The following is a 20,005-nucleotide window of genomic DNA, read 5'->3' on the forward strand; positions in this document are numbered from 1 at the left end:
CAGCCTATAGTCTGTATAACACAAAATACACCTTACCTGCTGTATTACAGGGCGGTACTCCCTACTCAGTCTGCGAGGCAGGTCACTTATGAATAATCAGTTCCCGATAAAAACGCTGAACCAGCTCAGACCTGTGCTAATCGGGTTTCGCAAAATCAAGGGCTTCACGCAAAAAGATGTGTCTGAGAGGCTTGGCGTAACGCAGCAAACCTATGCCCGCCTGGAAGCAAACCCTGCTAGCGCCAGTATTGATCGTCTGTACAAGGTATTCAGTATTCTGGGCGTAGAAATAACGCTGTCATCTATTTCCCCTTCACCCTTCATTTCCCACACAGAGATGAGGGGGGCATTTGACAGCACTCCCGCCAGACGGGAGAAATGGTGACTATTAGAAGTTTGCTAGTTTTGTCGAATGACGCCAACTACATGTCCGCATCCATCGAGTAGTGGCTTCAAGCCACGATTGTCACTGCCTCCGCTGCCTTTTTCCAGTAACTCTCTCCTTTTAATTCTAATATTTAGGGGTGTCAACGCAAAGCAGAAACGGCACCTTCTTTGCGAGACAGAAATGACCTGTGATTGCCTGGCCGATTTATGGCAGCTAAGTGCGAGAAGCGGATATAGCGAATTCGCCATTGTACGGGATTAGCAGGTTTACTGAAGCAACCTGCGATGGCGTTATGGCAATAGTCAGTCCCCTGTCCAGTCGGCATAGGTGGCCACCTCGTCACCGCCGGGGATAAACTGATTGAAGCCTCCGCGCAAAATCACTTATTCTTTTCCGTTAATAAAATGCAGGAGCAAAGTCATGACTGGCGAAATTCGTGGGCGAGGCAGGCCACGAAAAACAGAGAGTACCTATACAGGGTAAGGGTGCCAACTTACTGATTTAGTGTATGATGGTGTTTTTGAGGTGCTCCAGTGGCTTCTGTTTCTATCAGCTGTCCCTCCTGTTCAGCTACTGAAGGCGTGGTGCGTAACGGTAAAAGTACTGCCGGACATCAGCGCTATCTCTGCTCTCACTGCCGTAAAACATGGCAGCTACAGTTCACTTACATCGCCTCTCAGCCCGGTACACACCAGAAAATTATTGATATGGCCATGAATGGCGTCGGATGTCGCGCCAGTGCACGCATTATGGGCGTTGGCCTCAACACGATTTTACGACACTTAAAAAACTCAGGCCGCAGTCGGTAAACTCACGCATACAACCGGGCAGTGACGTTATTGTTTGCGCGGAAATGGACGAACAGTGGGGTTACGTCGGCGCTAAATCACGCCAGCGCTGGTTGTTTTACGCGTATGACAGGATACGGAGGACGGTTGTGGCGCACGTATTCGGTGAACGCACGTTGGTCACGCTGGAGCGTCTTCTGGGCCTGCTGTCGGCCTTTGAGGTCGTGGTATGGATGACGGATGGCTGGCCGCTTTATGAATCACGCCTGAAGGGAGAACTGCACGTTATCAGCAAGCGATATACGCAGCGCATTGAGCGGCATAACCTGAATCTGAGGCAGCATCTGGCAAGGCTGGGCAGGAAGTCACTGTCTTTCTCAAAATCGGTGGAGCTGCATGACAAAGTCATCGGGCATTATCTGAACATAAAACACTATCAGTAAGTTGGAGTCATTACCGGTGCTCTGATATATTTATTATACTATAGTGGGGTATGTGTTGATCTTAATGTAATACTCCCCTATAGTATAAGAAATACAGAGCAGTGAGGTAAGCAATGCCCAGTACTCCTGAAGAGAAAAAAAAGGTCCTAACCCGGGTTCGCCGTATCCGGGGTCAGATTGATGCTCTGGAAAGAGCACTTGAAAGTGGCGCTGAATGCCGTTCCGTTCTCCAGCAAATCGCCGCCGTCCGGGGCGCCGCTAACGGACTGATGGCAGAGGTGCTGGAGAGCCACATACGGGAAACCTTTGACCAGAATGACAGCTACAGTCATGAAGTCAGTAAATCAGTTGACGATACGATTGAGCTGGTTCGTGCCTATCTTAAATAGGTGAGGCCATTATTACATTGAGGATATATTACGTATGAAATCACGTGCCGCTGTTGCATTTGCACCAGGGAAGCCCCTGGAGATTGTTGAAATTGATGTTGCTCCGCCTAAAAAAGGCGAGGTGCTGATTAAAAACACCCACACAGGTGTCTGCCATACCGATGCCTTTACCCTCTCAGGGAATGACCCTGAGGGCGTTTTCCCGGTGGTTCTCGGCCACGAGGGAGCCGGTATCGTCGTTGAAGTTGGTGAAGGCGTCACCAGTGTGAAGCCGGGTGACCATGTTATTCCGCTCTACACCGCTGAATGCGGGGAGTGTGAATTCTGCCAGTCCGGTAAAACGAACCTCTGTGTATCGGTTCGCGAGACTCAGGGCAAAGGACTGATGCCTGACGGGACCACTCGCTTTTCATACAACGGTCAGCCTCTTTACCACTACATGGGATGTTCCACATTCAGTGAATACACCGTTGTGGCCGAGGTTTCTCTGGCAAAAATTAACCCGGAGGCGAACCATGAACACGTCTGCCTGTTGGGTTGTGGCGTGACTACCGGTATTGGCGCCGTCCATAACACGGCTAAAGTGCAGCCGGGCGATTCAGTTGCCATTTTTGGTCTGGGGGCAATTGGTCTGGCTGCGGTACAGGGGGCCCGTCAGGCAAAAGCGGGACGTATTATCGCTATCGATACTAATCCGACAAAATTTGACCTGGCCCGTCAGTTCGGGGCCACTGACTGCATTAACCCGAATGATTATGACAAACCGATTAAAGATGTTCTGCTGGATATCAACAAGTGGGGTATTGACCATACCTTTGAATGTATCGGTAACGTTAACGTCATGCGTGCAGCGCTGGAAAGTGCTCACCGTGGGTGGGGGCAGTCCGTTGTCATTGGTGTCGCAGGGGCCGGACAGGAGATTTCCACCCGTCCTTTCCAGCTGGTCACCGGGCGCGTATGGAAAGGTTCCGCGTTTGGCGGAGTAAAAGGCCGCACTCAGCTCCCCGGTATGGTCGAGGATGCCATGAAGGGGGATATTGACCTTGAGCCATTTGTAACCCATACGATGACACTGGATGAAATCAATGACGCCTTCGAGCTTATGCATGAAGGCAAATCTATCCGGACAGTGATTCATTACTGATCCCATCAGAATTTTAATCAACTCAAACTGAAGGAAGTGGAAAATGACAACTCCGGTAATTTCTGGTGACGGCATCTTTTCTCATGTGTTCATTGGCGCAGCCGATGTCGAGAAATCCTCCGCATTTTACGATGTCGTCCTGGGCACGCTTGGTATCAATAACCTCGGCCCGTTTGGCAACGGCTGGGTACTCTATGGCCGCGAAAAGCCGGCATTTATCATTGCCCGTCCGGGCAACGGTGAAGCACCTTCCGCTAACGGGGTGACTGTCGGCTTCGCTGCTGCCACCCCGGAAGAGGTTGATGCTTTCCATGCTGCCGGCCTTGCCGCCGGTGGAGCTGATGAAGGTCAACCTGGCCCGCGTGGTCACCTTCCCGGGGCCTATGCTGCCTACCTGCGGGATCCGGCGGGTAACAAAATCACGGCGTATACGTTTATCTGACGTCCGGATTTAAAGATACTTCCCCTGGCTTCGGTCAGGGGAAATAACCATGAGATAACGGCTGATGGAACTCATTGAGCAGCATGCCAGCTCTGGCGGCTGGCAAAACGTGTACCGGCATTATTCACAATCCCTTAATTGTGAAATGAATTTCGGTGTGTATCTTCCTCCCAAAGCAGTAACAGAAAAACTGCCGGTACTATACTGGTTGTCGGGCCTGACCTGTACTGAGCAGAATTTCATCACCAAATCAGGTATGCAGCATTATGCAGCCCGGCATAACGTCATCGTTGTTGTCCCGGATACCAGTCCCCGGGGTAATAATGTCCCGGATGCCGACAGTTACGATCTTGGCCAGGGGGCCGGTTTTTATCTGAACGCGACGGAACAGCCGTGGAATGTTCATTACAGGATGTATGACTATATTCTCAGAGAGCTTCCGGATGTCGTCATGAATCATTTTCCTGCAACGGCAAGAAAATCTATATCCGGTCATTCTATGGGAGGGCTGGGTGCTCTGGTGCTGGCTCTGCGAAATCCTGGTGAATATGTGAGCGTATCAGCATTTTCCCCGATAGTATCGCCTTCTCAGGTGCCATGGGGGCAACAGGCATTTAGCGCTTACCTGGGTGAAAACAGAAAAACGTGGGAAGCCTACGATCCAGTCAGCCTCATTTTACAGGGTGAAAAATTACCAGAAATCTTCATTGATCAGGGGCTGAGTGACGCCTTTTATGAAGAGCAACTGCGCACCAAAATCCTTGAGAGAGTATGCAATGAGATGAACCTCAATGCGTCGTTCCGATATCATACTGGATACGACCACAGCTATTATTTCATTTCCAGCTTTATTGGTGAGCACATTGCTTACCATGCCAACAGGCTCAGGCTGTCAGCATGAGTTGATTTCCAGCCTCAGAAAATGTGCTTAATTTTCAGGCCTGAACAGGGCCTGAACCCTGCAGACCTGAGATGTACTGTAACTGGTGGCTTCAGCAGTTTCTCTTATGCTCAGTTTCTTGACCTGTCGGTAATACAGAACTTTCTTATGTCGTTCCTGATCGGCCTGTTTGCCCCGGTGAATAGCCACGGATAATCTAGACACTTCCGAGCCGTTGATGGACTGACCCCGCCCCGGTAGACGATCCTGCCCTATAGTTTGGACTGACCCCACGCCTGTAGACAAATCCTGTCCTCACGACGAGGCCTGTTCGAAGGCCTCCGGACTGACGCCGCCGAGGTGGCTGTGGCGCCGGGACCGGTTATAGAAGACTTCAATGTAATCGAAGATCCGCCCGGGCCAGATCCCTGGTTTTATATATGCGTTTTCTGATCCGTTCTTTTTTCAGCGAACTGAAGAACGATTCGGCCACCGCATTATCCCAGCAGTTGCCACGCCGGCTCATGCTCGGCGCCAGGTTATTGGCCCGGTAGAAGCGCTGCCAGTCGTCACTGCCGTACTGGCTGCCCTGGACGCCCTTCTAAGAGTCAAGCTGTTATCGGGATACTGTTGATCCGCCTGTTTTGATTGCGCAGTAACGTGTAAACTTCGCGGGAGATATATCGCTTTAGACAGCGTATCGCTTCCATTTTTGTATGTCCTTCGGCTACACGCCTGGCGACATATTCCTTTGTTTTTGCGTCAGTTCGTAAGCGTCCGATGGCGATGATGTGAAGTGCACTATTTGCAGCACGATCTCCACCACGATTAAGTCGGTAACGGTTCGTTTTTCCAGAAGAAACGGGGACCGGGCTGACACCACACAGTGCCGCAAATCCTGATTCTGATCTTAACCGTTGAGGATTGTCTCCGGCAGTGATCAGCAACTGTGAAGCGCTTTCGTATCCGATAGCATTACGTTTAATCAGCTCAGGTGCCAACTCGTCGACAATTGCCGCAATCATGACATCCAGATCAGCGATTTCGTCATGTAACTCGAGATAGCGTCGGGCAAGGGACTTTAATGAAATGCGATAAACGTTGGTTACATTGCGGTATTCACTGGCATCAGGTCTCCAGGAACCCAGGGTCCTGATGAGCTGCATGCGCGTCATATTTCTGAGCTGTTCACGTAATTCATCCGGGGCAGAGATAATATTTGAATGGATAATCTGGAGAGCGACTCTGCGGGCTGATATTGCTGTTTTTCGGCAAGTTTTTAATACCCGCAGGGACTCAATCATGCCATCACGCGTTTTGGGAGTAACTGTCCTGATGCCTGAGAATGCTGCATGAGCGGCACATTCAGCATCAATTGTGTCACTTTTACCCCGTTTGCGTCGCTCCATCCGGTCTGGAGCAGTCACCTCAAGAACTTCTAACCCGGCGTTCTGAAAATAACGAAGCAAACCGGAACCATAGGTACCTGTGCACTCAACACCAATTCGCTTTAATGTCCCAAACGAGGTCATCCATGCCAGCATCTGCCGGTAACCTTGTCGTGTTGTGGAGAAATACTGAGTCCCAAGGACTTTATTGTTCTGATCTACGACAGCGGCAACGTGCAAATCTTTATGTGTATCCACGCCACCCACAACGGCAGCTTCGGTAACTTTATCAACCATGACAGAGCTCCTGTGAGGAAACAGAGTTGAATCTCCAGACAGATAACCTGGACAGGACAGTAACGAGACAAGCCGTCAGGCCCTTCTTGAGTCACGCGCATCGGTGAGGAGATGCCTCGCATGAAGGCGCTTCCGGCAACCGACGGGTCCAGGGCAGGACACAAAAGGTCGATCGCTGTGTGAGTCAGGATGCGGGAAGGTCTTCACTGCATCAGTAATCACACCAATCTGGTTAAACGGCAAACTAAGTGGTGGTAAAGACTGACATCGGCATTATTACTATCGCTGTGGAACATCACCCCGACGGGCTTACCACGGGTTTCCCATGCCATTTCCAGTGCTTTCATGGTGAGCCTGCTGTCCGGCGAGAACGACATGGCCCAGCCCACTGGTTTTCTTGCGAACAGGTCGAGAACAACGGCGAGGTACGCCCAGCGCTTACCCGTCCAGATATAGGTCACATCACCGCACCACACCTGATTTGGTTCCGTTACGGCGAACTGTCGCTCAAGATGATTCGGGATAGCAACGTGCTCATGACCGCCACGCTTATACCGGTGAGTCGGCTGCTGGCAACTGACCAGCCCCAGCTCTTTCATGAGTCTGCCAGCAAGCCAGCGCCCCATCTGGTAACCTCTCTGGGTTGCCATTGTGGCGATGCTTCTTGCTCCGGCAGAGCCGTGGCTGATGCCATGCAGTTCAAGTACCTGACTGCGTAATACAGCCCGTCTGCCGTCTGGCTTTTCAGGACGGTTTTTCCAGTATTTGTAGCTGCTGCGATGAACCCCGAACACATGGCAGAGAGTGGCCACAGGATAACGCGCCCTGAGTTTCCCGATTATCGAGAACTGTTCAGGGAGTCTGACATCAAGAGCGCGGTAGCCTTTTTTAATATTTCATTTTCCATTTCAATACGTTGTAGCTTTTTCCTGAGCTCACGGATTTCAATTTGTTCCGGGGTAATGGGGGAGGCTTTTGGTGTTTTGCCCTGCCGTTCATCACGTAATTGTTTCACCCATCGCGTCATTGTGGAAAGGCCGACATCCATAGCGCTGGCTGCATCTGCCACGGTGTAGTTCTGGTCAACGACCAGTTGAGCGGATTCGCGTTTAAACTCTGCGCTGAAATTTCTTTTTTTCATTATGACACCTGTGTTGTTCTGAGGTGAGCATATCACCTCTGTTCAGGTGGCCAAATTCAGTAAACCACTTCATATCAGCCTGGAGCCTGTGTTGCCCGGTTGGCGCGGGATAATGGAATTAATGACAATCTGCTGTTTACCTGGCGCCAGCGTTACAGACATCTTCTGCCCGATGAAATACAACGGTCAATCAGAGAGCAAGACTCTGTTATCCCCGTTGTCCTGCCTGATATGGTCCTGTCACACCATGCTGAGCCGCACTATGAACCCGCCGCTCCAGCCTGCCGCGAGGCCATGACATGCGAGGTGACTGTCGGCGGTGCCAGCCTGCGTCTGTCCGGGGATTTATCACCTGCACTTCTGAAAACGCTGATCCGCGAGCTGAGCGGGAGGAGCCGATGATACCCTTACCGTCAGGCACTCGTATCTGGCTGGTTGCCGGGGTCACCGATATGCGTAAGTCCTTCAATGGTCTGGGCGAACTGGTCCAGCATGTTCTTGATGACAATCCGTTCTCCGGCCACCTGTTTATCTTCCGTGGTCGTAAAGGTGACACCGTGAGGATCCTCTGGGCTGATGCTGACGGTCTGTGTCTGTTTACCAAACGTCTGGAAGAGGGACAGTTCGTCTGGCCTGCTGTACGCGACGGCAAAATCGCCATCACCCGCTCACAACTCGCCATGCTCCTCGATAAGCTGGACTGGCGGAAACCTAAAACTGCACGCCTTAACTCACTGACGATGTTGTAAAAAGCGCATGACCGCATTATAAATGGGGTCATGAGTCAGGACTATCTCGCCCGTATCGCTGCGCTGGAAGACGCGCTTCGCCAGAAAGACAGCCAGCTCAGTCTCGTTGCTGAGACTGAGTCGTTCCTGCGTTCAGCGCTGGCCCGCGCAGAAGAGAAAATAGAGAACGAAGAGCGTGAAATAGAACATCTGCGGGCTCAGATAGAAAAACTGCGCCGAATGCTGTTCGGTACCCGTTCAGAAAAGCTACGCCGGCAGGTCGAAGAAGCCGAAGCCCTGCTGAAACAGCAGGAGCAGCAAAGCGATCGTTACAACGGCCGGGACAATGATCAGCAGGTTCCGCGTCAGTTGCGCCAGTCCCGTCATCGTCGCCCGTTACCGGAACATCTTCCCCGCGAAATAAACAGACTGGAGCCAGCTGAAACCAGCTGTCCTGGTTGCGGTAGTGATATGGCCTATCTCAGCGAAGTCAGCGCGGAGCAACTGGAGCTGGTCTCCAGCGCCCTGAAAGTGATCCGCACGGTCAGGGTGAAAAAGGCCTGTACCCGATGCGACTGCGTCGTTGAAGCGCCAGCGCCCTCACGTCCTATCGACCGGGGCATCGCCGGGCCGGGTCTGCTGGCCCGCGTGTTAACGGCCAAATACTGTGAACACCTGCCGCTGTATCGCCAGTGCGAAATCTTTGCCCGTCAGGGTGTGGATCTGAGTCGTGCGCTGCTCTCCAACTGGGTGGATGCGTGCTGCCGGTTAATGGCCCCGCTGGATGAAGCCCTCTACCACTACGTGATGGACTGCCGCAAACTGCATACGGATGACACTCCGGTGCCCGTGCTGGCGCCGGGCAGAAAGAAGACGAAAACCGGGCGTATCTGGACATATGTCCGTGATAACAGAAGCGCGGGTTCATCAGATCCGCCAGCGGCATGGTTCGCCTTCTCACCGGACCGACAGGGGAAACACCCTCAGCAACATCTTCGGCACTATCATGGCGTGCTGCAGGCAGATGCCTTCGCAGGGTACGACAGGTTGTTCAGCGCAGAGCGTGAAGGTGGCCCGTTGACAGAAGCGGCATGCTGGGCTCATGCGCGGCGCAAAATCCATGACGTCTATATCAGCACCCGGACGGCCACAGCAGAGGAGGCTCTGAAGCGCATCAGTGAGTTATACGCGATAGAAGAGGAAATACGCGGCCTTCCGGCATCTCAGCGGCTGGCCGCCAGACGGTCCCGAAGTTAACCGTTGCTGATATCCCTGCATGACTGGTTGGTGGAGAAAAGTGCCACTCTGTCGAAAAAATCCCGGTTAGGCGAGGCGTTCGCTTATGCACTGAACCAGTGGGATGCCCTGTGTTACTACTGCGATGATGGTCTGGCAGAGCCGGATAATAACGCTGCTGAGCGCGCGCTACGAGCGGTCTGTCTGGGCAAGAAAAACTACATCTTCTTCGGCAGTGATCATGGTGGTGAACGTGGTGCCCTGCTGTATGGTCTGATCGGAACGTGCAGGCTGAACGGTATCGATCCAGAGGGTTACCTTCGCCATATCCTGAGCGTATTGCCGGAGTGGCCCATCAACAAAGTGGCCGAACTGCTGCCATGGAACGTAGATCTCACCAATAAATAGCCGTCAATACGGCGCTCACTTAACGCTTACGTTCACCTGAGGTGTTTTTGTAGTTATCTGGCGTTACGTGACAGTGTTGGTCAGATACTTCCACCTCTTCAGAGTTAAAGTTTGATATATGGGAAAAAAACGCTCCCGGACGGGAGCGTAAGCCAGTGACTTCGGCGTCAAATGAGGGTCTGACAAGTGGAGCTGCGGGTTAATTCTGGGTGATCTGGCTGCGATGCTTTTCAGCCTGCTGCTGATGAATAACGGAAGATAGACCATTATTCGCCTTCTCATGCACAACAGCGGCTTTCTCATGCTCGTTCATTTCGGAAAATGGCTTAGCAGTTTCTTGGGTGTTCTCAGGTTTGGATTTCATCATTTTTTTATGCATTTCAGCCATGTCCTGATGGGCAGCAGAATTGCCGTTTTGCATCATTTCATGGGACATTGCGGCCTGATCGTGACCGCTCATATCCATCATTTTCATGCTCTCCCCGGCTTTGTTGAATAAATCAGATTTCGGGTAAGTCTCCCCCGTAGCGGGTTGTGTTTTCAGGCAATACGCACGCTTTCAGGCATACCTGCTTTCGTCATTTTGTTCAGCGCTCGTACCAGGGCCATAGCCTCTGCAACCTGACCATCGTAGTCACGCAGTGTCAGTGAACCTCCGAACAGCTGTTTTACCCGGTACATCGCCGTTTCCGCTATCGAGCGACGGTTATAATCTGTTGTCCATTTCCACCGCGCATTACTCCCGGTCAGCCGCTGATTCGCAACAGCACGGTTACGGTCTGCATATTCACCGGGCCAGTAACCCGCGCCTTTTCGGGGCGGGATAAGCGCGCTGATTTTCTTACGCCGCAGTTCATCGTGACAGAGCCGGGTGTCGTAAGCGCCGTCTGCCGATGCTGCCCTGATTTTTCTGTGAGTCTGCCGGATAAGACCCGGGAAGGCTTCTGAGTCCGTCACATTGTTCAGCGACAGGTCTGCACAGATGATTTCATGTGTGTTGCTGTCAACTGCCAGATGCAACTTTCGCCAGATACGGCGGCGTTCCTGGCCATGTTTTTTGACTTTCCATTCGCCTTCACCAAAGACCTTCAGCCCGGTGGAATCAATCACCAGATGCGCGATTTCACCCCGGGTGGGCGTTTTGAAACTGACATTAACCGACTTTGCGCGCTTGCTGACACTGGTGTAATCCGGGCAGCGCAACGGAACATTCATCAGTGTAAAAATGGAATCAATAAAACCCTGTGCAGCCCGCAGGGTCAACCTGAACACGCGTTTAATGACCAGAACGGTGGTGATGGCGAGATCAGAATAGCGCTGAGGTCTTCCCCGTGATGAAGGCGTTGCCGACTCATACCAGGCCTGAATAGCTTCATCATCCAGCCAGAAAGTTATGGAGCCACGGTTGATGAGGGCTTTATTGTAGGTGGGCCAGTTGGTGATTTTGAACTTTTGCTTTGCCACGGAACGGTCTGCGTTGTCGGGAAGATGCGTGATCTGATCCTTCAACTCAGCAAAAGTTCGATTTATTCAACAAAGCCCACCTCCCCCTGACGACATCCTTCTGCTGAAACAGCGCCTGTCCGAACAGGAAGCGCTGAACCGCGCCCTGCTGGAAAAGCAGGCCGACCGGGAGCGCGAAATAGACCATCTGCAGGCGCAGCTGGATAAGATTCGCCGGATGAACTTCGGCAGTCGTTCTGAATAAATCTCCCGCCGCATCGCGCAGATAGAAGCCGACCTGAACCGGCTTCAGACAGAAAGCGATACGCTGACGGGTCGGGTTGCCGATACGGGCCGGGCCCCGTATCGTTTTAACCCTGAATATTCATCGCAGATATTGTTTCGGGTTTTCCGGTATACCAGCCCTGAACTAGGTAACCGGGGCCAAGAGAACGGACGAATTCAAACTGTCCTGGCGTTTCCACCCCTTCAAACACCAGTGGTTTGCCAGTACCACGTAACCCTTTCACCACAGAAACAAGTAGCGCTCGCTTCACCGGGTCATCAATATTGGCAATAAAAATACGGTCTATTTTTATCTCATCGAAATCCAGTACCGTCAGCCATTCAATATGGGGGCCGCTTGGCAAACGGAAAATATCCTACGTTAAGCCTGTTTCTTTAGCTGGCATTACAAAAAGCGAGCGTCTGCATGGTACAGACAGACACCCGAATACGATAAAAATGAGACGAAAAAAACGGTAATGCTGTCAACCTGTTGATGACTATTTTAATCTGTAGTCATTCAATCCTTGTAACATCAGGATGATCCTGGTGTCAGTGAAAATACGAAATCAACACGTTGGTATCATTACCCACCTGTGAACTGACGTCGGCATTTTGAATCTCACTTCGGCGTGCCCCCTCCGAATGGCGCAAAACATTTCGTGGTATGGCATGATAGCACCCGAAGAGAGTCAATTCAGGGTGGTAAATGTGAAACCAGTAACGCTATACGATGTCGCAGAGTATGCCGGTGTCTCTTATCAGACCGTTTCCCGCGTGGTGAACCAGGCCAGCCACGTCTCTGCGAAAACGCGGGAAAAGGTGGAAGCGGCGATGGCGCAGCTGAACTACATTCCCAACCGCGTGGCACAACAACTGGCGGGGAAACAGTCGTTGCTGATTGGCGTTGCTACCTCCAGTCTGGCCCTGCACGCGCCGTCGCAAATTGTCGCGGCGATTAAATCTCGCGCCGATCAACTGGGTGCCAGCGTGGTGGTGTCGATGGTAGAACGAAGCGGCGTCGAAGCCTGTAAAGCGGCGGTGCACAATCTTCTCGCGCAACGCGTCAGTGGGCTGATCATTAACTATCCGCTGGATGACCAGGATGCCATTGCTGTGGAAGCTGCCTGCGCTAATGTTCCGGCGTTATTTCTTGATGTCTCTGACCAGACTCCCATCAACAGTATTATTTTCTCCCATGAAGACGGTACGCGACTGGGCGTGGAGCATCTGGTCGCATTGGGTCACCAGCAAATCGCGCTGTTAGCGGGCCCATTAAGTTCTGTCTCGGCGCGTCTGCGTCTGGCGGGCTGGCATAAATATCTCACTCGCAATCAAATTCATCCGATAGCGGAACGGGAAGGCGACTGGAGTGCCATGTCCGGTTTTCAACAAACCATGCAAATGCTAAATGAGGGCATCGTTCCCACTGCGATGCTGGTTGCCAACGATCAGATGGCGCTGGGCGCAATGCGCGCCATTACCGAGTCCGGGTTGCGCGTTGGTGCGGATATCTCGGTAGTGGGATACGACGATACCGAAGACAGCTCGTGTTATATCCCGCCGTTAACCACCATCAAACAGGATTTTCGCCTGCTGGGGCAAACCAGCGTGGACCGCTTGCTGAAACTCTCTCAGGGCCAGGCGGTGAAGAGCAATCAGCTGTTGCCCGTCTCACTGGTGAAAAGAAAAACCACCCTGGCGCCCAATACGCAAACCACCTCTCCCCGCACGTTGGCAGATTCCTTAATGCAGCTGGCACGACAAGTTTCCCGACTTGAAAGCGGGCAGTGAGCGCAACGCAATTAATGTGAGTCAGCTCACTCATTAGGCACCCCAGGCTTTACACTCTATGTGTCCGGCTCGTATGTTATGCGAAAATGTGAGCGGATAACAATTCACGCAGGATACAACTATGACAATGATTACGGATTCACTGGCCGTCGTATTACAACGTCGTGACTGGGAAAACCCTGGCGTTACCCAACTTAATCGCCTTGCGGCACATCCCCCTTTCGCCAGCTGGCGTAATAGCGAAGAGGCTCGCACCGATCGCCCTTCCCAAGAGTCGCGCAGCCTGAATGGTGAATGGCGCTTTGCCTGGTTTCCGGCACCAGAAGCGGTACCAGAAAGCTGGCTGGAGCGCGATCTTCCTGACGCCGATACTGTCATCGTCCCCTCAAACTGGCAGATGCACGGTTACGATGCGCCTATCTACACCAACGTGACCTATCCCATTGCGGTCAATCCGCCGTATGTTCCCACGGAGAATCCGACGGGTTGTTACTCGCTCACATTTAATGTTGATGAAAGCTGGCTACAGGAAGGCCAGACGCGAATTATTTTTGATGGTGTTAACTCGGCGTTTCATTTGTGGTGCAACGGGCGCTGGGTCGGTTACGGACAGGACAGTCGTTTGCCGTCTGAATTTGACCTGAGCGCATTTTTACACGCCGGAGAAAACCGCCTCGCGGTGATGGTGCTGCGCTGGAGTGACGGCAGTTATCTGGAAGATCAGGATATGTGGCGGATGAGCGGCATTTTCCGTGACGTCTCGTTGCTGCATAAACCGAGCACGCAAATCAGCGATTTCCATGTAGCCACTCACTTTAATGATGATTTCAGCCGCGCTGTACTGGAGGCAGACGTTCAGATGTACGGCGAGCTGCGCGATGAGCTGCGGGTGACGGTTTCTTTGTGGCAGGGTGAAACGCAGGTCGCCAGCGGCACCGCGCCTTTCGGCGGTGAAATTATCGATGAGCGTGGTGGTTATGCCGATCACGTCACCCTACGTCTGAACGTCGAAAACCCGAAACTGTGGAGCGCCGAAATCCCGAATCTCTATCGTGCGGTGGTTGAACTGCACACCGCCGACGGCACGCTGATTGAAGCAGAAGCCTGCGATGTCGGTTTCCGCGAGGTGCGGATTGAAAATGGTCTGCTGCTGCTGAACGGCAAGCCGTTGCTGATTCGCGGCGTTAACCGTCACGAGCATCATCCTCTGCATGGTCAGGTCATGGATGAGCAGACGATGGTGCAGGATATCCTGCTGATGAAGCAGAACAACTTTAACGCCGTGCGCTGTTCGCATTATCCGAACCATCCGCTGTGGTACACGCTGTGCGACCACTACGGCCTGTATGTGGTGGATGAAGCCAACATTGAAACCCACGGCATGGTGCCAATGAATCGTCTGACCGATGATCCGCGCTGGCTACCCGCGATGAGCGAACGCGTAACGCGAATGGTGCAGCGCGATCGTAATCACCCGAGTGTGATCATCTGGTCGCTGGGGAATGAATCAGGCCACGGCGCTAATCACGACGCACTCTATCGCTGGATCAAATCTGTCGATCCTTCCCGCCCGGTACAGTATGAAGGCGGCGGAGCCGACACCTTCGCAACCGATATTATTTGCCCGATGTACGCGCGCGTGGATGAAGACCAGCCCTTCCCGGCTGTGCCGAAATGGTCCATCAAAAAATGGCTTTCGTTGCCTGGAGAGACGCGCCCGCTGATCCTTTGCGAATACGCCCACGCGATGGGTAACAGTCTTGGCGGCTTCGCTAAATACTGGCAGGCGTTTCGTCAGTACCCCCGTTTACAGGGCGGCTTCGTCTGGGACTGGGTGGATCAGTCGCTGATTAAATATGATGAAAATGGCAATCCGTGGTCGGCTTACGGCGGTGATTTTGGCGATACGCCGAATGATCGCCAGTTCTGCATGAACGGTCTGGTCTTTGCAGACCGCACGCCGCATCCGGCGCTGACGGAAGCAAAACACCAGCAGCAGTTTTTCCAGTTCAGTTTATCCGGGCGAACCATCGAAGTGACCAGCGAATACCTGTTCCGTCATAGCGATAACGAGCTCCTGCACTGGATGGTGGCGCTGGATGGCAAGCCGCTGGCAAGCGGTGAAGTGCCTCTGGATGTCGCTCCACAAGGTAAACAGTTGATTGAACTGCCTGAACTACCGCAGCCGGAGAGCGCCGGACAACTCTGGCTAACGGTTCACGTAGTGCAACCGAACGCGACCACATGGTCAGCAGCCGGACACATCAGCGCCTGGCAGCAGTGGCGTCTGGCGGAAAACCTCAGCGTGACACTCCCCTCCGCGCCCCACGCCATCCCGCAACTGACCACCAGCGAAACGGATTTTTGCATCGAGCTGGATAATAAGCGTTGGCAATTTAACCGCCAGTCAGGCTTTCTTTCACAGATGTGGATTGGCGATAAAAAACAACTGCTGACGCCGCTGCGCGATCAGTTCACCCGCGCACCGCTGGATAACGACATTGGCGTAAGTGAAGCGACCCGCATTGACCCTAACGCCTGGGTCGAACGCTGGAAGGCGGCGGGCCATTACCAGGCCGAAGCAGCGTTGTTGCAGTGCACGGCAGATACGCTTGCCGACGCGGTGCTGATTACCACGGTCCACGCGTGGCAGCATCAGGGGAAAACCTTATTTATCAGCCGGAAAACCTACCGGATTGATGGAAGTGGTCAAATGGCGATTACCGTTGATGTTGAAGTGGCGAGCAATACGCCACATCCGGCGCGGATTGGCCTGACCTGCCAGCTGGCGCAGGTAGCAGAGCGGGTAAACTGGCTCGGATTAGGGCCGCAAGAAAACTATCCCGACCGCCTTACTGCGGCCTGTTTTGACCGCTGGGATCTGCCATTGTCAGACATGTATACCCCGTACGTCTTCCCGAGCGAAAACGGTCTGCGCTGCGGGACGCGCGAATTGAATTATGGCCCACACCAGTGGCGCGGCGACTTCCAGTTCAACATCAGCCGCTACAGTCAACAGCAACTGATGGAAACCAGCCATCGCCATCTGCTGCACGCGGAAGAAGGCACATGGCTGAATATCGACGGTTTCCATATGGGGATTGGTGGCGACGACTCCTGGAGCCCGTCAGTGTCGGCGGAATTCCACCTTAGCGCCGGTAGCTACCATTACCAGTTGCTCTGGTGTCAAAAATAATAATAACCGGGCAGGCCATGTCTGCCCGTATTTCGCGTAAGGAAATCCATTATGTACTATTTAAAAAACACAAACTTTTGGATGTTCGGTTTATTCTTTTTCTTTTACTTTTTTATCATGGGAGCCTACTTCCCGTTTTTCCCGATTTGGCTACATGACATCAACCATATCAGCAAAAGTGATACGGGTATTATTTTTGCCGCTATTTCTCTGTTCTCGCTATTATTCCAACCGCTGTTTGGTCTGCTTTCTGACAAACTCGGGCTGCGCAAATACCTGCTGTGGATTATTACCGGCATGTTAGTGATGTTTGCGCCGTTCTTTATTTTTATCTTCGGGCCACTGTTACAATACAACATTTTAGTAGGATCGATTGTTGGTGGTATTTATCTAGGCTTTTGTTTTAACGCCGGTGCGCCAGCAGTAGAGGCATTTATCGAGAAAGTCAGCCGTCGCAGTAATTTCGAATATGGTCGCGCGCGGATGTTTGGCTGTGTTGGCTGGGCGCTGTGTGCCTCGATTGTCGGCATCATGTTCACCATCAATAATCAGTTTGTTTTCTGGCTGGGTTCTGGCTGTGCATTCATCCTCGCCGTTTTACTCTTTTTCGCCAAAACGGATGCGCCCTCTTCTGCCACGGTTGCCAATGCGGTAGGTGCCAACCATTCGGCATTTAGCCTTAAGCTGGCGCTGGAACTGTTCAGACAGCCAAAACTGTGGTTTTTGTCACTGTATGTTATTGGCGTTTCCTGCACCTACGATGTTTTTGACCAACAGTTTGCTAATTTCTTTACTTCGTTCTTTGCTACCGGTGAACAGGGTACGCGGGTATTTGGCTACGTAACGACAATGGGCGAATTACTTAACGCCTCGATTATGTTTTTTGCGCCACTGATCATTAATCGCATCGGTGGGAAAAACGCCCTGCTGCTGGCTGGCACTATTATGTCAGTACGTATTATTGGCTCATCGTTCGCTACCTCAGCACTGGAAGTGGTTATTCTGAAAACGCTGCATATGTTTGAAGTACCGTTCCTGCTGGTGGGCTGCTTTAAATATATTACCAGCCAGTTTGAAGTGCGTTTTTCAGCGACGATTTATCTGGTCTGTTTCTGCTTCTTTAAGCAACTGGCGATGATTTTTATGTCTATTCTGGCGGGCAATATGTATGAAAGCATCGGTTTCCAGGGCGCTTACCTGGTGCTGGGTCTGGTGGCGCTGGGCTTCACCTTAATTTCCGTGTTCACGCTTAGCGGCCCCGGCCCACTTTCTCTGCTGCGTCGCCAGGTGAATGAAGTCGCTTAAGAAATTAATGTCGGATACGGCGCGAGCGCCTTATCCGACCAACTTATCAGGACGGAATGTTAAAAATGAACATGTCGATGACAGAAAAAATAAAAGCAGGCAAGCTATTTACCGATATGTGCGAAGGCTTACCTGAAAAAAGACTTCGTGGGAAAACATTAATGTATGAGTTCAATCACTCGCATCCATCAGAAGTTGAAAAAAGGGTAATGACTCCAACTTATTGATAGTGTTTTATGTTCAGATAATGCCCGATGACTTTGTCATGCAGCTCCACCGATTTTGTGAGCGACAGCGACTTCCGTCCCAGCCGTGCCAGGTGCTGCCTCAGATTCAGGTTATGCCGCTCAATTCGCTGCGTATATCGCTTGCTGATTACGTGCAGCTTTCCCTTCAGGCGGGATTCATACAGCGGCCAGCCATCCGTCATCCATATCACCACGTCAAAGGGTGACAGCAGGCTCATAAGACGCCCCAGCGTCGCCATAGTGCGTTCACCGAATACGTGCGCAAACCGTCTTCCGGAGCCTGTCATACGCGTAAAACAGCCAGCGCTGGCGCGATTTAGCCCCGACGTATCCCCACTGTTCGTCCATTTCCGCGCAGACGATGACGTCACTGCCCGGCTGTATGCGCGAGGTTACCGACTGCGGCCTGAGTTTTTTAAGTGACGTAAAATCGTGTTGAGGCCAACGCCCATAATGCGGGCGGTTGCCCGGCATCCAACGCCATTCATGGCCATATCAATGATTTTCTGGTGCGTACCGGGTTGAGAAGCGGTGTAAGTGAACTGCAGTTGCCATGTTTTACGGCAGTGAGAGCAGAGATAGCGCTGATGTCCGGCGGTGCTTTTGCCGTTACGCACCACCCCGTCAGTAGCTGAACAGGAGGGACAGCTGATAGAAACAGAAGCCACTGGAGCACCTCAAAAACACCATCATACACTAAATCAGTAAGTTGGCAGCATCACCTGGCAGCTGAAAGTATGAATAATAACGCCCTGACAGGATATTTTATTGCACCCTGTCAAAAGTCATACATTCTTTCCCGGTTTTTGCTTTCTCATACCGGATAACTCTATTTAAGGCTTAAGGATAACCTTCGTCCATCCTTCATCCCGCTCATCGAAGTGCTTATATCCGGCAGGAGCCTCTTCAAGCGAAAGACGATGAGAAATTATTTTGCCCGGACTGGCTTTATCGTGATGGATGAGGCGAGACAGCTGACGGTTATAGGCCTTAACGTTCGCCTGGCCGGTACGGATTGCCTGTCCTTTAAACCAGAAACTCCCAAAATCAAATGGCATCTTACCCTCTCTGGCAAGCTCCGATTCAGCCCCCGGATCCTGAGGAATAAAGACGCCAACCACACCAATTCCCCCGGTTGCTTTCGTCGACGCAACAAGACTGTTCATGGTGACAGAGTTATCTTCATGGCCATGTTTGTTACAGCACTGATAGCCAACACATTCGCAGCCACAATCCGTACCGCGTCCATCCGTCAGGTCGAGAATTTTTTGTACAGCTTCATCGCCAGTAGCATTGATGCCCGTCGCCCCCATTTTTTCAGCCAGAGCCAACCGGTCTGTGTGCGTATCAACCACAAACACCTGTGAAGCACCTTTAATGATCGCCGAATGAGCTGCCATCAAACCGACCGGCCCCGCGCCATAAATGGCCACGCTTTCACCAGGCTTCAATCCGGCAAGTTCTGTTGCATGCCAGCCGGTAGGAAAAATGTCAGAGAGCATCACATAATCATCTTCTTTTTCTGCCGCATCAGGGGGAAGAACAAGGCAGTTAAAGTCGGCAAATGGCACCCGAAGCAGTTCCGCCTGCCCCCCCTCCCAGGGACCCATTTCAGCAAAACCATAAGCTGCGCCTGCCGAACCCGGATTGGTAGTGAGACAAAAGCCGGTCAGACCTTTTTCACAGTTTTCGCAAAAACCACATCCCACGTTAAACGGCAGACAAACATAGTCGCCCACCTTAATACGTTCAACGCCTGAGCCAATTTCGACCACTTCACCCAGGTTTTCGTGACCCAGAATCCGTCCCTGTTCAAAGCTGGTCCGGCCCTCATACATGTGCAAGTCCGACCCACAAATGTTGGTGGTGGTGATGCGGACGAGTACATCCGTGGGGCGGACAATTTTCGCATCCGGTACGTCTTTTACTTTTACATCATAAGGACCGTTGTAAATTACTGCTTTCATGATCTTCTCCTTCTTGCGTGCGGAAAGGAAATGCTGCCCGGCGGATTGGGGTATCAATCGAGTTTAGCTGCCATAACAGATCTCGCGATCGGCGA

General features: G+C 52.2%; 15 protein-coding genes and 8 pseudogenes. 14 read left to right on the top strand and 9 right to left on the bottom strand.

What is annotated here, in order from left to right; all coding sequences use genetic code 11:
- Positions 1 to 88 precede the first annotated feature (88 nt).
- The 6 genes from LCD46_19015 to fghA all read left to right on the top strand — a co-directional run bounded on the left by LCD46_19015 (position 89) and on the right by fghA (position 4,495).
- Positions 89 to 385: a helix-turn-helix transcriptional regulator gene (locus tag LCD46_19015; protein UOY70116.1), complete on the top strand. Its 297-nt coding sequence runs from the start codon at positions 89 to 91 to the stop codon at positions 383 to 385.
- Between the two features lie 536 nt (positions 386 to 921).
- A protein-coding gene (locus LCD46_19020; GenBank protein ID UOY70117.1) for an IS1 family transposase occupies positions 922 to 1,619 on the top strand; the annotation gives its coding sequence in 2 pieces (ribosomal slippage) (positions 922 to 1,171 and positions 1,171 to 1,619; 699 coding nt in all).
- Positions 1,620 to 1,732: 113 nt separating this feature from the next.
- Positions 1,733 to 2,008 (top strand): formaldehyde-responsive transcriptional repressor FrmR, encoded by a 276-nt coding sequence (gene frmR / locus LCD46_19025; GenBank protein ID UOY70118.1) that lies wholly within the window; start codon positions 1,733 to 1,735, stop codon positions 2,006 to 2,008.
- A 34-nt stretch (positions 2,009 to 2,042) separates the two neighbouring features.
- Complete coding sequence (gene frmA / locus LCD46_19030; protein UOY70119.1) at positions 2,043 to 3,152, top strand: S-(hydroxymethyl)glutathione dehydrogenase; 1,110 nt, start codon at positions 2,043 to 2,045, stop codon at positions 3,150 to 3,152.
- 43 nt (positions 3,153 to 3,195) lie between these two features.
- On the top strand, positions 3,196 to 3,594 hold the full coding sequence (locus LCD46_19035; protein UOY70120.1) for a VOC family protein: 399 nt from the start codon (positions 3,196 to 3,198) through the stop codon (positions 3,592 to 3,594).
- Positions 3,595 to 3,658: 64 nt separating this feature from the next.
- On the top strand, positions 3,659 to 4,495 hold the full coding sequence (gene fghA, locus LCD46_19040; GenBank protein ID UOY70121.1) for an S-formylglutathione hydrolase: 837 nt from the start codon (positions 3,659 to 3,661) through the stop codon (positions 4,493 to 4,495).
- A gap of 27 nt (positions 4,496 to 4,522) precedes the next feature.
- On the opposite strand, the pseudogene LCD46_19045 reads toward fghA, so the two are convergent.
- From LCD46_19045 to LCD46_19060, 4 genes and pseudogenes are all read right to left on the bottom strand, one after another.
- Positions 4,523 to 4,675, bottom strand: a pseudogene (locus LCD46_19045) (resolvase).
- Positions 4,676 to 4,789: 114 nt separating this feature from the next.
- A pseudogene (locus tag LCD46_19050) lies at positions 4,790 to 5,066 on the bottom strand (IS3 family transposase).
- A 16-nt stretch (positions 5,067 to 5,082) separates the two neighbouring features.
- A complete protein-coding gene (locus LCD46_19055; GenBank protein UOY70122.1) occupies positions 5,083 to 6,159 on the bottom strand; it encodes an IS110 family transposase in 1,077 nt (358 codons plus the stop codon).
- Between the two features lie 281 nt (positions 6,160 to 6,440).
- Positions 6,441 to 7,300, bottom strand: a pseudogene (locus LCD46_19060) (IS3 family transposase).
- Positions 7,301 to 7,399: 99 nt separating this feature from the next.
- Between LCD46_19060 and LCD46_19065 the strand changes: the two are divergent.
- The 3 genes and pseudogenes from LCD46_19065 (at position 7,400) to LCD46_19075 (ending at position 9,672) form a co-directional block, all read left to right on the top strand.
- Positions 7,400 to 7,702 (top strand): hypothetical protein, encoded by a 303-nt coding sequence (locus tag LCD46_19065; protein UOY70123.1) that lies wholly within the window; start codon positions 7,400 to 7,402, stop codon positions 7,700 to 7,702.
- Positions 7,699 to 8,049 carry an IS66 family insertion sequence element accessory protein TnpB gene (gene tnpB, locus LCD46_19070; GenBank protein ID UOY70124.1) on the top strand — a complete coding sequence of 117 codons (351 nt, stop codon included), beginning with the start codon at positions 7,699 to 7,701 and terminating at the stop codon, positions 8,047 to 8,049. Before LCD46_19065 ends, tnpB begins: the two co-directional genes overlap by 4 nt.
- Before the next feature lie 30 nt (positions 8,050 to 8,079).
- Positions 8,080 to 9,672, top strand: a pseudogene (locus LCD46_19075) (IS66 family transposase).
- Between the two features lie 199 nt (positions 9,673 to 9,871).
- Here the strand turns inward: LCD46_19075 and LCD46_19080 are convergent.
- Positions 9,872 to 10,156 (bottom strand): annotated as a pseudogene (locus LCD46_19080) (copper-binding protein).
- 56 nt (positions 10,157 to 10,212) lie between these two features.
- Positions 10,213 to 11,181 (bottom strand): IS5 family transposase, encoded by a 969-nt coding sequence (locus LCD46_19085; GenBank protein UOY70125.1) that lies wholly within the window; start codon positions 11,179 to 11,181, stop codon positions 10,213 to 10,215.
- A 19-nt stretch (positions 11,182 to 11,200) separates the two neighbouring features.
- Here LCD46_19085 and LCD46_19090 point away from each other — a divergent pair.
- Positions 11,201 to 11,458: pseudogene (locus tag LCD46_19090) on the top strand (IS66 family transposase).
- A 28-nt stretch (positions 11,459 to 11,486) separates the two neighbouring features.
- Here LCD46_19090 and LCD46_19095 read toward each other — a convergent pair.
- Positions 11,487 to 11,765: an EAL domain-containing protein gene (locus LCD46_19095; protein ID UOY70126.1), complete on the bottom strand. Its 279-nt coding sequence runs from the start codon at positions 11,763 to 11,765 to the stop codon at positions 11,487 to 11,489.
- A gap of 346 nt (positions 11,766 to 12,111) precedes the next feature.
- Here LCD46_19095 and lacI point away from each other — a divergent pair, with 346 nt between their 5' ends.
- The 4 genes and pseudogenes from lacI (at position 12,112) to lacA (ending at position 17,901) form a co-directional block, all read left to right on the top strand.
- Positions 12,112 to 13,194, top strand: a complete 1,083-nt coding sequence (lacI, locus tag LCD46_19100; protein ID UOY70127.1) for a DNA-binding transcriptional repressor LacI — start codon at positions 12,112 to 12,114, stop codon at positions 13,192 to 13,194.
- A gap of 121 nt (positions 13,195 to 13,315) precedes the next feature.
- A complete protein-coding gene (lacZ, locus tag LCD46_19105) occupies positions 13,316 to 16,390 on the top strand; it encodes a beta-galactosidase (protein ID UOY70128.1) in 3,075 nt (1,024 codons plus the stop codon).
- A 51-nt stretch (positions 16,391 to 16,441) separates the two neighbouring features.
- Positions 16,442 to 17,695, top strand: a complete 1,254-nt coding sequence (lacY, locus tag LCD46_19110; protein ID UOY70129.1) for a lactose permease — start codon at positions 16,442 to 16,444, stop codon at positions 17,693 to 17,695.
- Between the two features lie 65 nt (positions 17,696 to 17,760).
- Positions 17,761 to 17,901: pseudogene (lacA, locus tag LCD46_19115) on the top strand (galactoside O-acetyltransferase).
- A 14-nt stretch (positions 17,902 to 17,915) separates the two neighbouring features.
- Here the strand turns inward: lacA and LCD46_19120 are convergent.
- Positions 17,916 to 18,611: pseudogene (locus LCD46_19120) on the bottom strand (IS1 family transposase).
- Between the two features lie 165 nt (positions 18,612 to 18,776).
- A complete protein-coding gene (locus tag LCD46_19125) occupies positions 18,777 to 19,910 on the bottom strand; it encodes a glutathione-independent formaldehyde dehydrogenase (GenBank protein UOY70130.1) in 1,134 nt (377 codons plus the stop codon).
- Between the last annotated feature and the right edge of the window lie 95 nt (positions 19,911 to 20,005).

The sequence above is a fragment of the Enterobacter ludwigii genome (genome assembly GCA_023023105.1).
Taxonomy (GTDB): Bacteria; Pseudomonadota; Gammaproteobacteria; order Enterobacterales; family Enterobacteriaceae; genus Enterobacter; species Enterobacter adelaidei.